Raw genomic sequence first — 12,721 nt, 5'->3', positions numbered from 1 at the left:
GTCGTTGCCGTGCCACCGCAGTTGCCGGACGGCTAGTCCCCCACGCTACCGGGCCGGGGCAGAATTGTCGGGCGACTACCCCAGGTGAGCGGGTTGTCGATCACGGCGGCAAGTTCCATGCGCTCGATCGGGCGCAACACCTGCGGGTGCGCGGCCAGCCAATCGCCCAGTGTGGCGGCCCCGAACACCGGCACCAGCGATGTTCTGCCCGACAGCCGGCCCGAACGGCCGGTGACCCACAGCGCGCGCGCACCCAACAGCACGAGCGCCGGCTGCACCGCGGTGCGCAGCGGCAGCCGCCCGCGAATCAACATGGTGAGCTGATTTGCGCCGGCTGCGGCGACCGCGAGATCCGGCGAGCGCTGGCCGGCGACGAGCACACTCTGGCGATGCACCCAGGCAATCTGGCCGTCGCAGAGCTGCGCGTGCAGGGCGAGAACCCCGCCGGGGCCGACCAGCAGGCGCATCGCGCTCTGGCCGCCACCGCCGAGTGTGGGCAACGTGAATGCGGCCCAATGTTCGGGCAGCGCAGCAAGCAGCCGATCGACGGCGGATTCAGTCTGCACGCGGACCAGAGCCAGGTCGGTCGGCGTCGCCGCAGTGCGGGGCGCACGGCCGAGCAGCCAGGCTGGGCCGCTTGATAATCGAGGCGCTCCGGCGCGGGTCGATTCGGGTCGTTCCGGGGGCGTCGACAGACGCCGCCGCGTGGAGAGTATGTGAGTCATCGTGCTCCTCGCCGGGTTCTACATCTTGCCAGTGCCGCCCCGGCCGTAGGACCCCCAGAATGGGGGACTTTTTACCAAGCGAATGACTGTCCAACTCAGCGGGCGGCTACCAGGGGCAGCGTCAGCACGAAGCGGGCACCGCGCAGCGCGCCAAAGCCCATGACCGGGCCCATGACCGGGCCCAGGCACTCCAGGGTACCGCCGTGCGCTCGAGCAAGCGCTCGGGCAATGGACAGGCCGAGACCGGAACCGCCACGGTTGCTGGCTCGCGCGGGGTCGAGGCGCACGAAACGTTCGAAGATGCGCTCTCGGTCGGCCTCTGGCACGCCGGAGCCGGAATCGCTCACCGTCAGTCGCGCCTCGCCGTCGATCACGGCCAGGCCGGTGCGGATGCTCGCCCCCACCTCGGTGGCGTTGCGCGCGTTCCCGAGCAGGTTGGTCACAATCTGCGCCAACCGCTGAGCGTCACCGCTCACCCAGATACCGGACTCGACGGTCAGGGCGAACTCGCGGCTGACGCCCAGCATCCGCTGCTCGGCCACGACGCCGCTGACGAGTGTGGAGAGGTCGACCGGTGCGAACGCCGCGCCCTGGTCGCCCTGGTCGAGCCGGGTCATCAGCAGCAGGTCGTCGACCAACCGAGCGGCCCGCTGGGTCTGCTGGATCATGCCGACCGTGAGTCTCTCCCGCTCGGCCCGAGGCGGATTGTCGCGCAGCAGGGTTTCAGCACTGGCCTGCAGGCCGGCGACGGGGGTGCGGAGTTCGTGGGAGACGTCGGCGAGCAGCTGGCGCATCCGCTCTTCGGCGGCGGCGGCGACCTGTGCCGCGTCCCGGGCCGTTGCCTCGGCGGCCTGCGCTTCGGCGGCGGCGTCACGCGCGGTGTTCTCGGCGGTTTCGAGCGCCTGGAGCATGTCGTCGATGGCGCCGGCGGTGCGCCCGATTTCGGTGCGCGGATTGCCTGGACGCAGCCTTCCACCGCGATCACCCTGGGTGATGGTCAGCGCGAGCGCTGTCATGCGGGTGAGCGGGCGCAACGCGACTTGGACCACGCCGGTCAGCAGCAGTCCGGTCACGACGATGGTGAGCAGGCCGGCCACGACCTCGATCGTGCGCAGCTGTACCAACACCGCGTCGATGCCGGCCTCACTCGAGCTGAGGGTGAGGGTTCCGCCGGCGACGGTTTGGGTGATCGAGAGGCGGTCGCCGGTTTGCGTCACGATCGCGCCGGGCACGGACTCGGCGTGCGGCGGAGCGCCCGGCCCGCGTCCGGGTTCGAGATCGGGATCGGCCCGGCCGTAGACCGTATCGCCGCCGACCGAATACGTGACGGTGACGTCGTCGCCGGTCAGCCGGTTTGCCAGACTCTGCGCTTCCAGGCCCTGCTCGGCCAGAATTTGCGCGTAACCGACCCGGTTGATCAGCCGTTGCTGCAGGTCGGCGCGCAGCTGACCGCCGAGCACGAGGTTGATCAGAATACCGACCGTCACCAGCACAATCGCGAGCATCGCCAAAACGGCGGCGACGACTCGTAGTCGCTGACGGCACCCTGCCCGTCGCACCGATCGCGCCGACGGACGCACCCGTCGCACCGACCTCCTAGCCGGCATGAGCAGAAGCCGCTCGGTGCGGTTTATTGTGCACGGCACCGAGCGGCTTTTGCAGTTGCGGCGAAGATTACAGCGCGCTGACGAGCTGTGGCCACATCAGCAGCAGTTCCAGAGCTCCAAGTGTCGTGAGAACCATTCCGAGCGGCAACCACAGCAGCCGGGTACGACGCGCATGCGCCACTTCTGACTCAAGCTCGTCGAACCGCTGCAGAATCTCAGCTGGTTCCATAGCCGCGAGGGCCTGCCAGAGCGCGGGGTTCTCGATGAACCCGGCAATTTCCAACCGGTCGAGCGGTGCCAGCACCGGGGGAAGCCCCTTCAACCAGGCACAGAGGTCGGCGGCCTCGATCACTTTCACCCGTGACGGCTGCGCCGTCACGGTCACACTCTTGGTATCGACGAACACGACAACACCGTGCACCGACGCGGCGCGCGGCATCCGCTCGGAAAGCAGAGTGGTGAGGCTGACCGCCTCGTATTCGGCTTCCCTGATATAGGGAATTTTCTGGGCACCGACGTGCACGCTGCGCCCGGCGACCAGTACCGATTTGCGCGCCTGGCGGTCGGAGTGCAGGGCGAACACGCCGGCCGGTCCGATCACGAGGTGGTCGACGTCGGCGCCGCGCTCTCCCACCGGCAGGGAGTGAAAGACGATCCATTCCCTCGGCAGCTCGGCTAAGGCCAGCCCAACGGCAATTTCAGCGCGGGCGGCGTCGAAGCAGCGCGCGCTGTCGGCGCCGAGCGGCGACCGACCGACCAGGCGCTCCAGCGGGCTGCGGGGCGCAACCAAACGTTGCTCCAGCAGGAGCACTTCTATGATCGACTGCGCAGGGCAACGCTGTCGCATTATGGGAGCATCGATTGTCACGGCTCTCCTCTTCGGGTGCTTGAATATAGCGGCCTGGCAGCCAGCCCCAGCAGCCCCCCGATTGGGAGGTTGCGCGCGGGCATATGCCTGATTTTTTTGCATTGAGGGAGGCTTTGTTCACCCCAGTACGGGGGAGGCGTCGGCTTGGATGGCCTATTACAGACTCGGTTGTGCCACGATGAAATTGCCCGGTTGTTCCACAGCAACCCCAAGGCACGACCAATCGGCATGTTGCCGAGGGTCGTAGGAATGTCCGGGGGAAGTTCATGATCGACAATGATCTGTCGCGCGCTGTCACCAATACGCAGGCCGCAGCGACTGCCGCCGTCGTCGCGTTCAACGCCAGCACCTCCCCGGAAGAGCCGGAGGGCCAGCAAACCTCGTTCACGACAAACGCTCGGGCGACCGCTGCGGCTTCGGCGACGTCCTATGCGACCACGCAAGGTGTCAGTGAGCAGCGCCACATCAACTATCGGTTATGGGTGCAGTCTCTCGACGGTCAGAAATACTGCGATTGGGCTCCGCGGGCGTCCCTGCTGAGCCAGGCCATCGCCGCTCGCGCTGAAGCCATCGTGGCCGTCTGGCGGTTTGATGCCAGCCAGGTCATCTCGCCGGAACAGCAGGAGGAATTCACCGCCGGCCGGCTGGGCACCACTGCGCTTCGATCGAAGCGTTCGCGATCCATTCGTCGCGGTGGTATCGCTCTCATGCTGCTGTCCCCGGTGGTCTGGGTCTTTGCCTACTTTTTTGTGCTGCTCACCGGCGGTGAAATCAGCATGCAGGCCATATTGCCGATCGCTTGGCTACTGCTCGGGACCGGAGTGGTCTTCGCCGGGGTGCGGATGGCTCGCCCGCTGCCCACGGACGAGTCCGACGTCAGCGTGGCATCCGCTACCCGGGTGGCTCTGCTCGGGTTCGATCCGCTCAGTGAGCCGGCCCGGCTGCCGCGGTCGTGGACCGAGGATCCCAAGGTGGGCGAACGCCTCGATCAGTTCATGCGCGACGCATACACGAATTTTCCGACGCCGAGCGAGCTACCGCCGCTGCGCATCCCCAACGTGCGATCTGGGCGCAGCGAGGCGTCGATTCAGGTGCGGGCCTTGCTCGAACAGTTTGCCGCAACGGATGCGTTGAATCGGCTCTGACCGCCCGCCCGCGCTCTCTACCAGTGAATTGCCTGAGGCTTGAGTGCGATCATAAGGGGGCGTACATTCCTTCGCTTATGCTGAAGCCAGCAACTTAGGCATGACCGTTCGGTCCCCTTCGCCTGGGGGCACCGACGTAAGGCACCTGCACCATGAACAAAAAGAATATTCTCATCGCCAGCGCAATCGGCGTTGTACTCGTGTTGGGCGGCGCCGGCATTGCCCTGGCCGTCAGCGACATCGGCGAAAACGATGGCCCCCTCACCGGCGAGACGCTCGACCGCGCGAGCAACGCAGCCCTGGCCGAAGTCGGCCCCGGTACCGTGACCAGCGCAGAGCGCAACGATGACGGCGGCAGCGCCTATGACCTTGAGGTGCGTCTCGACGACGGCACGGCGGTCGACGTAGAACTCAACGACGCCTTCGACGTCGTCTGGGTCGGCGACTACGACAACGACAACTCGTCGAACAACAACTCCTCGGCGCCGAGCGCCACCCCGAATGCCACGGCCGACTCGAGCGCCGCCGACCAGGCCGCGAGCGAGCGCGCGAGCGCCGAAGCCGCGGCCCTCGCCGCGATCGGCACCGGTCGCGTGACCGACTTCGACCGGGACGACGACTGGGACCACGTCTACGAAGTTGAGGTCACCCTCGATAACGGCAGCGATCGCGACGTCGAGCTCGACGCCAACTTCGTCGTCGTGCGCATCGACGACGTTCAGCAGTAGCAACCATATGAGTGCGGCCCTGAGCGAATTCGCTCAGGGCCGCACTCGGTTAACGGTCAGCGTTCGACCAGAATGCCGTCTTCGTCGCAGTAGACGGTGCGCCCGGGAGTGAAGACGACGCCGGCGAACTCGACGACGGCATCCGCTGTGCCCGATCCGGTCTTGGAACTCTTGCGGGGGTTACTGCCGAGGGCTTTCACACCGAGGTCGAGGGCACCGATGGCGACCCGGTCACGCACGGCGCCGTTGATAATCGCACCGGACCAGCCGTTCGCAACGGCGAGGTCGGCGATCATGTCGCCCATGAGCGCCGAGCCCAGCGAACCGCCGCCATCGATGACGAGGACGGCACCGTCACCGGGCGTGGACAAGATCGATTTGAGCAGGGCGTTGTCCTCGAAGCAGGTGACCGTTCGAATCGGGCCGCTGAAGCGCACTCGCCCACCGATCGTCTGGAACTGCAGGGGTACGGATTGCAGCTCGTCGCCACGCTCGTCGTACAAATCGGCGGTCAAGACGGTCATTGTTCCTCCAGGGTTTCGTTGCCTCCAGAGTAGGCCCCCCGTGCAGCCGACTACATGACGCTGTCGAGGAAGGCCTTGGTGCGCGGATTCTGTGGTTGGTCGAGCACACTGGCCGGCGGCCCGCTTTCTACCACGACCCCGCCGTCCATGAAGACGACCTCGTCGGCGGCGCCACGGGCGAAGCCGATCTCGTGGGTGACCACGACCATCGTCATGCCGTCGGCGGCGAGCCCCCGCATCACGTCGAGCACATCACCAACCAGCTCAGGGTCGAGCGCGCTGGTCGGTTCGTCGAACAACAGCAGCTTGGGATCCATCGCGAGGGCGCGGGCGATCGCGACGCGCTGTTGCTGCCCTCCCGACAATTGCGCCGGGTAGGACTGTGCCAGATCGGCCAGTCCCACCCGGTCGAGCAGCTCGCGGCCGCGGGCCAGGGCCGCCGGTTTCAAAAGCCCACGCACGCCGATCGGTGCCGCGGTGATGTTCTCGAGGGCGGTCATGTGCGGAAACAGGTTGAAGCGCTGGAAAACCATGCCGATGCCACCGCGCTGCCTGGCGACCTCGCGGCGGTTCATTTCAAAGATGCGGCCGTGCCGGGCCGCGTATCCGATCAGTTCACCGTCGACCGAGATGCGACCGCCGTCGATGCGTTCCAGGTGGTTGATGCAGCGCAGAAACGTGCTCTTGCCCGAGCCCGACGGCCCGAGCAGGCACATGACCTGACCGGCCGCGACCTCGAGGGAGATGCCTTTGAGCACCTCGACGCCGCCGAAGCTCTTGCGCACCTTGCGGGCGCTCAACAAGGGTGGCAGCAGGGTGTCGGTCACGGGGCATCCGCTCTCTCAATAGTGGGGCGCGGCGCCGGGCGCAGCACGGCCCACACCCGCGCGAGCGGAGTCGGCGGCAGTGTGCGGGCGTTGCCGCGGCCGTAGTGGCGTTCCAGATAGAACTGCGGAATCGACAGCACCGAGGTGAGGAACAGGTACCAGCAGCTGACCACCACGAGCAGTTCCACCTGGCGCAGGTTCTGCGAGGAGATCTGGGTGGCGACCGTGTAGACCTCGAGCACCGCGATGACTGAGAGCAGCGAAGTGTTCTTGAGCATCGAGATGGTCTCGTTGCCCATTGGCGGGATGATCACCCGCATGGCCTGCGGCAGCACCACCTTGAACAGGGTGAAGGTGGGGCTCATGCCGACCGAGTAGGCAGCCTCGTACTGGCCTTCGTCGACCGAGAGCATTCCGGCCCGCACGATTTCGGCCGAGTACGCGGCCTGGTTGAGCGTGAGCGCGAGCAGCCCAGCGGTGAAAGCCGGGATGAGCGTGTTGGTGTCGACCGAGAACAGGCTGAAGTCGGTGAACGGAATTCCCAGAGTGATCTGCGCGTAGAGCAGCCCGAGGTAGCCCCAAAACACGATCTGGATCAGCAGCGGTGTGCCGCGGAACGCCCAGATGTACAGCCACGACAGCGCGTTCATGACCGGGTTGTTTGACAAGCGCATGACGGCCAGTAGGACGGCGAGCACCGTTGACACGGCCATCGACACGATCGTGAGCACGAGGGTGAGCACGACCCCGTCGAGAATGCGCCGGTCGAAGATGAATTCGCTGATCGTGGGATGGTTCACGTTGTCGTTCTGCCAGAGCGACACGGCCACCGCGGCGAACACGACGAGCAACGCAGCCGCGATCACCCAGCGCCACGGATGCCGCAGCGGCACCGCGTCGATGTCGTCGGGGTCGCGCACATCCGCGTCATTTCCGACCGGAACAGCGGCCACGGGCGGCGCTCCCGGGCCGGGCCGGGCGAACGGCAGGTTGGGCATCAGGTCACGACCCCAGGTTGAAGCCGGCCTCGTCGAGCCCGTAATTGGTGAGGTCGTACTTGGCCAGGATCTCGGCGTAGGTGCCGTCGGCGATCGTCGCGACCAGCGCCAGGCGGATGGCTTCACTCAGTTCGCTGTTCTCCTTGAGAATGCCGATTCCGCTGTATACCGGGCTGTATCCGTTGGGGTTGGCGTCGTCGGTGACGACCTCGAACATCTCACCGTCGCCAGCAGTCTGCGCGGTGTGGGCGGCGACTGCCGAGTCGACGACCTCGGCGACGGCGCGGCCCGATCGCACCGAGGTCTGCACCTCGGTCTCGCCGGGCAGCTCGGAGATGATCACCGGTCCGGGGCCGGCCGTCGTGCATTCCTCGTCATAGCTGCGCAAGATATCGGCCTGCACGGTGGCCTTGGGCACAGCGACCTCCTTGCCACACAGGTCGAGTACCCCGGTGATGTTCTCGGGGTTACCGGCCAGCACGAGAATGGAGAATCCGGCGTGGAAGTAGTCGACGAAGTCGAGCGTGCCCTGCCTCTCCTTCGTGTCGTTCATGCCCGACATGATCACGTCGTTCTTGCCCGCCTGCAGCGACGGGATCGCCGTGGCGAATGCCTGTTTTTGTAGCTCGAACCGCACGCCGAGCTTGACGCCGAGGGCGGCCGCGAGGTCGTGGTCGAAGCCGGTGATGTTCTGCTTCTCGTCGTACATTTCCATCGGTGGGTAAGGGATGTCGGACGCAGCTTTGATGATCCCCGCTGTCTTGAACGACTCGGGCAGCGCGGCGGCCGCCGCGGCGTCCACTTCTCCGGTGACCGTGGCGGGTTCCGTGCTGTCAACCGCGGCGGAGCATCCGCTCAGGGCCAGACCGGCAACAAGGCCGAGCACCGGCCAGATCAGCCGGTGGGACGGTCGAGTTTCGAGCTTCACGTGCAGGGTCATGGCGGTCTCCTCTGATTGGGAAGGGCTAGAAACGGATGCTGTCGGTGCTGGCGGTGACGCTGGCCAACACGTCGGGCAGCACCTCCACACCGATGCCGGGGCCGGTTGGCACCCGCAGGTGCCCGTTCTCAAGCTCGAACGGTGCGGTAAGATCCTGCGCGAAGTACCGGTTGGAGGCTGACGTGTCGCCCGGCAGCACAAAGTTCGGCAGAGCGGCGAGGGCCACGTTGGCGGCCCGGCCAATGCCGGTTTCGAGCATACCTCCACACCACACCGGCACGCCGTGGGCCGCCGCGACGTCGTGGATGCGCCGGGCCTCGAGGTAGCCGCCGACCCTGGCCGGTTTGACGTTGATGATGCTGCAGGCGCCGAGGGTGATCGCCGTCGCGGCGTCACGGGCGGATTCAATCGACTCATCGAGGCAGATCGGCGTCGTGATGAGTTTAGCCAGGTTGGCGTGTCCGAGCATGTCGTCCTCCTTCATCGGCTGTTCCATCAGCAGCAGGTCGAAGGGGTCGAGCAGTGCAAGGTGACGGGCATCGGCGAGGGTGTACGCGGTGTTGGCGTCGACCTGCAGCAGCAGGTCGGGGCCGAAACGTTCGCGAACGGCTCGCACCGGTTCGAGGTCCCAGCCGGGTTCGATTTTCAGTTTGATGCGCAGGTAACCTTCAGCGAGGTAGCCGGCGACGGCGTCCAGCAGTTCCGAGATCGAGTCCATGATGCCGACCGAGACGCCAGCCGGCACGGTGTCGCGCACCGCGCCGAGGTGACTGCCGAACGAGACGCCGGTGGTTTTCAGCTGCGCGTCGAGAATGGCCGTTTCGAGCACGGCCTTGCTCATCATGTGTCCCTTGACCGGTTCGAGCGCCGTGGACACGAGTTCGGCGCTCAGCCGGTCGCCAAGCTCCTGCAACCGGGGCACAAGGTGGTCGCGAATGACCAGGTCGCTTGCGTCGAGAAATTCACTACTGTAGAGCGGATGCGCGTCGGCGGCGCACTCGGCCCAGCCCTCGGCATCCGCTGTAATGACACGCACGACGGTGACCTCCCGCTCGGTGGAAGTACCGAAGGACGTGCGGAACGGCCGCACCAGCGGCAGGTGCACGCGACGTAGCTCGATGGTCTCAATTTTCATTCTGTTCCTCCTGGTGCGAGTCGGTACCAGCCGTCACGGCTGACCCCCCGGGCTATATGCCCCGAAGTGAATACGTCGGTGAAAATAGAACGGATGCTCCGCCGCCACTCGGCCGCGATCTGCGGGTTCTGCGCGCGCAATGTGACGATGTCGGTGGGAACCCGGCACCACAGGGTGCCGGCGGCTGCCACGAGCACGGGGTCGCCGTCGGGACCGAGCCGGAGCACATCGGTGGGCCCCCAGGATGGACGTTCGATCGGGATCGGGCGGCCTTCGCTGCAGGCTACTGACTCGTCGCTGGTGAGCGGCCAGACGGCGACCAGACGGTCACTCTCATCGTTGGCGTTCATCTCGCCCTGCATCGGACCGTAGAAATCGACGGCGTACTTGCTGGCCTGGACGCCGAGTTTGCTGAGGTTGAAGCGGGCGTTTCGGCTGACCAAGGGGTCGAAGGTCCAGGTCATCTCTGTCAGGTCGCGGGCCAGGCCCCAGGCACGCTGGTGTTGTTTAAGGGCGAATCCCACGCCGCGGTCGCTGATGCCCGGGAGGACGCCGGCGATCAGGGAGTACATTGACGCCGATTGCGGCGTGACGATGGCGGCGGCGGCACCGACGAGCCGGCCGGCCGGGTCGCGGGCAGCGGTCACATTGCAGCCGGCGTGGCTTATGCTGCGCAGCAGTTCCGAAGGGATGGCGCTCTCGCCGGGCGGCAGCAGCCAGACCCGGTTAAAGAGTGCCTCAATCTCGAGAAAGCCGGCGAGGGTGCTCTCGTCGTTTACCCGCACGCCGGCCGATTTGGCGGCCACCCAGGCTGCGGCCTGGGCCTGTTCCGTAACGGCGGCGAGGGTGGGTGAGGGCGACATCTGCCCAGTGTGGCCGGGTCGCCTGCCGCGATCTTTAGCGTTTAGCACGAAGAACGCAGTGAATTATGGTTGCCCAGCACAATACGGGTTTACTACGGTAGACGGATGACTTCCCTGGGACTGCCGGTCGGCGACCTGTTCGCGCTGGCCAACGCCATCGCCGCGATGGTCGGCGGAGCGACAGCGATCGAAGACCTGCAGACCCGGGTGCTGGCCTACTCGACACTGCCCGACCAGCCGATCGACGACACCAGGCGCGATGGCATTCTCGGCCGTCAGGTGCCCGACCTGCCCGACAATGATGAGGCCTACGCCTCGCTGTTTCGGGCGCGCGGCGCCGTGCGGCTGCCCGGGGCCATGACGCCGAACCTGCCCGGTGAACCTGCGGTACCGGTGGGCCTGGCTCGGTTGGCGGTCGCGGTGCGGGTGGGCACCGAGCCGCTCGGATCGATCTGGGTGGTCGACGCCTCGGGCGAGCTCGACGATGCTGCCGCCGCCGAACTGGAACGCGCAGCGGACATCGCTGCGCTGCATATTCTGCGTGCTCGCAGCGCCGCCGATTTGGCCAGGGCGCAACGCGCGGTGTTGCTGCGCCGACTGCTCGACGGCGACGCGGATGCCCGCCTCGTCGCCGCCCAGCTCGGCCTCGACCCGGCCGGCCGGTACGTGGCCCTCGCTTTTCAGCCTCAGTTCGGTCCCGCCGGCGATGAACTGCGAATGAACCGGCTGGTCGACCTCGTGGCGATGGCCTGCGAGGCGCACCAGAGCGGCACCGAGTGTGTCGCCATCGGCACCACGGTTTATGCACTGTTCGTCGGCGAGCAGCTCAACGATGCACAGTTGATCAGCATAGAAGCGATGGCCGCCCGCCTGGTCGCGCGGGCGACAATTGCGATGCGGATCGCGCTGCGGGCATCCGTTGGATCGCGGGTAACCTGTGTCGACACGATCGCCCGGTCACGGCGGGATGCTGATCTTGTGCTGTTGCTGACGGACCTCGCTGGCCCGGTCGTGAGTGCACGCAATGTGGGCAGCCGGCTGAGCCTGCTCGAACTCGGGCAGGTGCTGCGGGATACCCCACGGTTGTTCTCGTCCCAGGCGCAGGCGGTGCTCGACCTGGATGCGCGTTCGGGCACCGAGTATGCGCTCTCCCTGCGTACCTACCTTGACTGCGGGCGGGACTCGGCCCGCACGGCCGCGCTGCTCTCAATACACCAAAACACGCTGCGCTACCGGTTGCGCCGGGTGCGCGACCTGTTCAGCATTGACCTCGACAACGCCGACGACACCCTGACGCTCTGGTTGAGCCTGCGCGTGGCCGAATAGCATCGTGCGCCCACGCTGTCCGTCGATGTTCAACGCAACTTGCATGCGGATACCAGCCCCCGTCCGCTAGTCGAGCTTATCGAGACCCCCATTGACCAACGCGAGACGGTCTCGAAAACGCGACGCTCAGCCCGAATGCACTTTCGCACAGAAATCCAAAGGTATCTGAGAATCTCTCGACTTCAGCCCATGATTTTGGTACAATAAAACCATGAGCCAGAGCGGCGACACCCCTCAACCGGGCGGCATCGATCCCTCCGCCGATTCTTCCCTCCCCGATTCGGACTTCGATGCTTCGGACTTCGACGATTCGGACTTCGACGGTAGCCACGACGGGGAGCAGGTGGAGTGGTCCTTCTCCGCTGAAGACCGTGCATTCATTGACGCGTTCCGCGAGGAGTGCCGGTTGGTGTGGGAGGCCGAAGAACACGCCGACGCCGCCTTCCAGGCCGCCTTCCCGGCAGCTGCCCAGTCCGTGCCGGACCCACTCGCGGGCCTGAGTCCGTTCCAACGTCGGCAGGCGGAGTTCGTGGACCGGGTTCTCGAGCTCGAGAAGGTCATCTCGTGGGCGCAGGCGAGCAAGGCGGAGGTTCTTACCGAGGCGTGGGACTACACGACTAACACCGCCGAAACCGGCCGGCCCCTGTCCGGGCCGGGCCATGCGCATGACTGGGACGCGACGTTCGCCGCGCAGCAGGGCCTGGTCGCGGAGATGGCGTGTGCGCTGCGCATCCCGGCCGGCACCGCCTCCGGGCTCCTGCAGGAGAGCCGGCAACTGGTGGTCGAGCGGCCCGATACTCTCACCGCGCTCCGCGCCGGAGACATTTCCCTCCGCCATGCGCGCCGGGTGATCGAGCAGCTCGGTTCCGTGCCGCAGCCCGCCCGCGCTGAACTAGAGGCGGTGCTGTTGCCGCACGCCAAACGCCTCACCGCGACGCAGTTCGACGGCAAGGCCCGCAAGCTCCGGGAACGGTTCCACCCTGACAGCATCACCGTGCGCCGCAGCCGGTGCCTGTCCGATCGCCGGGTGCTGTT

At 66.4% G+C, this 12,721-nt stretch carries 13 protein-coding genes; 4 read left to right on the top strand and 9 right to left on the bottom strand.

The window, feature by feature from the left end; genetic code table 11:
* Positions 1-32 precede the first annotated feature (32 nt).
* The 3 genes from CJ028_RS20920 to CJ028_RS07180 all read right to left on the bottom strand — a co-directional run bounded on the left by CJ028_RS20920 (position 33) and on the right by CJ028_RS07180 (position 3,200).
* Positions 33-725, bottom strand: coding sequence for a hypothetical protein (locus tag CJ028_RS20920; RefSeq protein WP_161498920.1), 693 nt, complete (start codon positions 723-725; stop codon positions 33-35).
* A gap of 95 nt (positions 726-820) precedes the next feature.
* Entirely contained in the window at positions 821-2,230 is a 1,410-nt protein-coding gene (locus CJ028_RS07185; RefSeq protein ID WP_105034593.1) for a sensor histidine kinase, read from the bottom strand.
* A 169-nt stretch (positions 2,231-2,399) separates the two neighbouring features.
* Positions 2,400-3,200: a nuclease-related domain-containing protein gene (locus CJ028_RS07180; RefSeq protein ID WP_205683969.1), complete on the bottom strand. Its 801-nt coding sequence runs from the start codon at positions 3,198-3,200 to the stop codon at positions 2,400-2,402.
* 266 nt (positions 3,201-3,466) lie between these two features.
* On the opposite strand from CJ028_RS07180, the gene CJ028_RS07175 reads away from it, so the two are divergent.
* Both CJ028_RS07175 and CJ028_RS07170 read left to right on the top strand, forming a co-directional pair.
* Positions 3,467-4,345, top strand: coding sequence for a hypothetical protein (locus CJ028_RS07175; RefSeq protein ID WP_105034591.1), 879 nt, complete (start codon positions 3,467-3,469; stop codon positions 4,343-4,345).
* A 152-nt stretch (positions 4,346-4,497) separates the two neighbouring features.
* On the top strand, positions 4,498-5,073 hold the full coding sequence (locus CJ028_RS07170; RefSeq protein ID WP_105034590.1) for a PepSY domain-containing protein: 576 nt from the start codon (positions 4,498-4,500) through the stop codon (positions 5,071-5,073).
* Positions 5,074-5,129: 56 nt separating this feature from the next.
* On the opposite strand, the gene rraA is transcribed toward CJ028_RS07170, so the two are convergent.
* The 6 genes from rraA to CJ028_RS07140 are packed head-to-tail and all read right to left on the bottom strand — an operon-like array spanning position 5,130 to position 10,360.
* Positions 5,130-5,597 (bottom strand): ribonuclease E activity regulator RraA, encoded by a 468-nt coding sequence (gene rraA / locus CJ028_RS07165; protein ID WP_105034589.1) that lies wholly within the window; start codon positions 5,595-5,597, stop codon positions 5,130-5,132.
* 50 nt (positions 5,598-5,647) lie between these two features.
* Positions 5,648-6,424: an amino acid ABC transporter ATP-binding protein gene (locus tag CJ028_RS07160; protein ID WP_276309373.1), complete on the bottom strand. Its 777-nt coding sequence runs from the start codon at positions 6,422-6,424 to the stop codon at positions 5,648-5,650.
* Complete coding sequence (locus tag CJ028_RS07155; RefSeq protein WP_105034588.1) at positions 6,421-7,422, bottom strand: amino acid ABC transporter permease; 1,002 nt, start codon at positions 7,420-7,422, stop codon at positions 6,421-6,423. The genes CJ028_RS07160 and CJ028_RS07155 overlap by 4 nt, the downstream gene beginning before the upstream one ends.
* A 4-nt stretch (positions 7,423-7,426) precedes the next feature.
* Positions 7,427-8,362, bottom strand: a complete 936-nt coding sequence (locus CJ028_RS07150; protein ID WP_105034587.1) for an ABC transporter substrate-binding protein — start codon at positions 8,360-8,362, stop codon at positions 7,427-7,429.
* 25 nt (positions 8,363-8,387) lie between these two features.
* Positions 8,388-9,497 carry an o-succinylbenzoate synthase gene (menC, locus tag CJ028_RS07145; protein WP_105034586.1) on the bottom strand — a complete coding sequence of 370 codons (1,110 nt, stop codon included), beginning with the start codon at positions 9,495-9,497 and terminating at the stop codon, positions 8,388-8,390.
* Entirely contained in the window at positions 9,494-10,360 is an 867-nt protein-coding gene (locus CJ028_RS07140) for a chorismate synthase (protein WP_105034585.1), read from the bottom strand. Before CJ028_RS07140 ends, menC begins: the two co-directional genes overlap by 4 nt.
* A 105-nt stretch (positions 10,361-10,465) precedes the next feature.
* Between CJ028_RS07140 and CJ028_RS07135 the strand changes: the two genes are divergently transcribed.
* Positions 10,466-11,686 (top strand): PucR family transcriptional regulator, encoded by a 1,221-nt coding sequence (locus tag CJ028_RS07135; RefSeq protein WP_105034584.1) that lies wholly within the window; start codon positions 10,466-10,468, stop codon positions 11,684-11,686.
* Positions 11,687-11,897: 211 nt separating this feature from the next.
* Positions 11,898-12,721 (top strand): DUF222 domain-containing protein (locus CJ028_RS07130; RefSeq protein ID WP_129590412.1); only part of this gene is annotated, 824 nt, incomplete at its 3' end.

The organism is Cryobacterium aureum, assembly GCF_002954245.1.
GTDB lineage: Bacteria > Actinomycetota > Actinomycetes > Actinomycetales > Microbacteriaceae > Cryobacterium > Cryobacterium aureum.
The sequence above is the reverse complement of the archived record's forward strand: the minus strand, read 5'-3'. Positions and strand labels throughout refer to the sequence as shown.

Bases quoted from the DNA above. Each gene is read 5' to 3' on its own strand.
- CJ028_RS07175 (WP_105034591.1), top strand. From the start codon at position 3,467: ATGATCGACAATGATCTGTCGCGCGCTGTCACCAATACGCAGGCCGCA.
- CJ028_RS20920 (WP_161498920.1), bottom strand. From the start codon at position 725: ATGACTCACATACTCTCCACGCGGCGGCGTCTGTCGACGCCCCCGGAA.
- CJ028_RS07185 (WP_105034593.1), bottom strand. From the start codon at position 2,230: ATGCTCGCGATTGTGCTGGTGACGGTCGGTATTCTGATCAACCTCGTG.
- CJ028_RS07135 (WP_105034584.1), top strand. From the start codon at position 10,466: ATGACTTCCCTGGGACTGCCGGTCGGCGACCTGTTCGCGCTGGCCAAC.
- CJ028_RS07150 (WP_105034587.1), bottom strand. From the start codon at position 8,362: ATGACCCTGCACGTGAAGCTCGAAACTCGACCGTCCCACCGGCTGATC.
- CJ028_RS07155 (WP_105034588.1), bottom strand. From the start codon at position 7,422: ATGCCCAACCTGCCGTTCGCCCGGCCCGGCCCGGGAGCGCCGCCCGTG.
- CJ028_RS07170 (WP_105034590.1), top strand. From the start codon at position 4,498: ATGAACAAAAAGAATATTCTCATCGCCAGCGCAATCGGCGTTGTACTC.
- menC (WP_105034586.1), bottom strand. From the start codon at position 9,497: ATGAAAATTGAGACCATCGAGCTACGTCGCGTGCACCTGCCGCTGGTG.
- rraA (WP_105034589.1), bottom strand. From the start codon at position 5,597: ATGACCGTCTTGACCGCCGATTTGTACGACGAGCGTGGCGACGAGCTG.
- CJ028_RS07140 (WP_105034585.1), bottom strand. From the start codon at position 10,360: ATGTCGCCCTCACCCACCCTCGCCGCCGTTACGGAACAGGCCCAGGCC.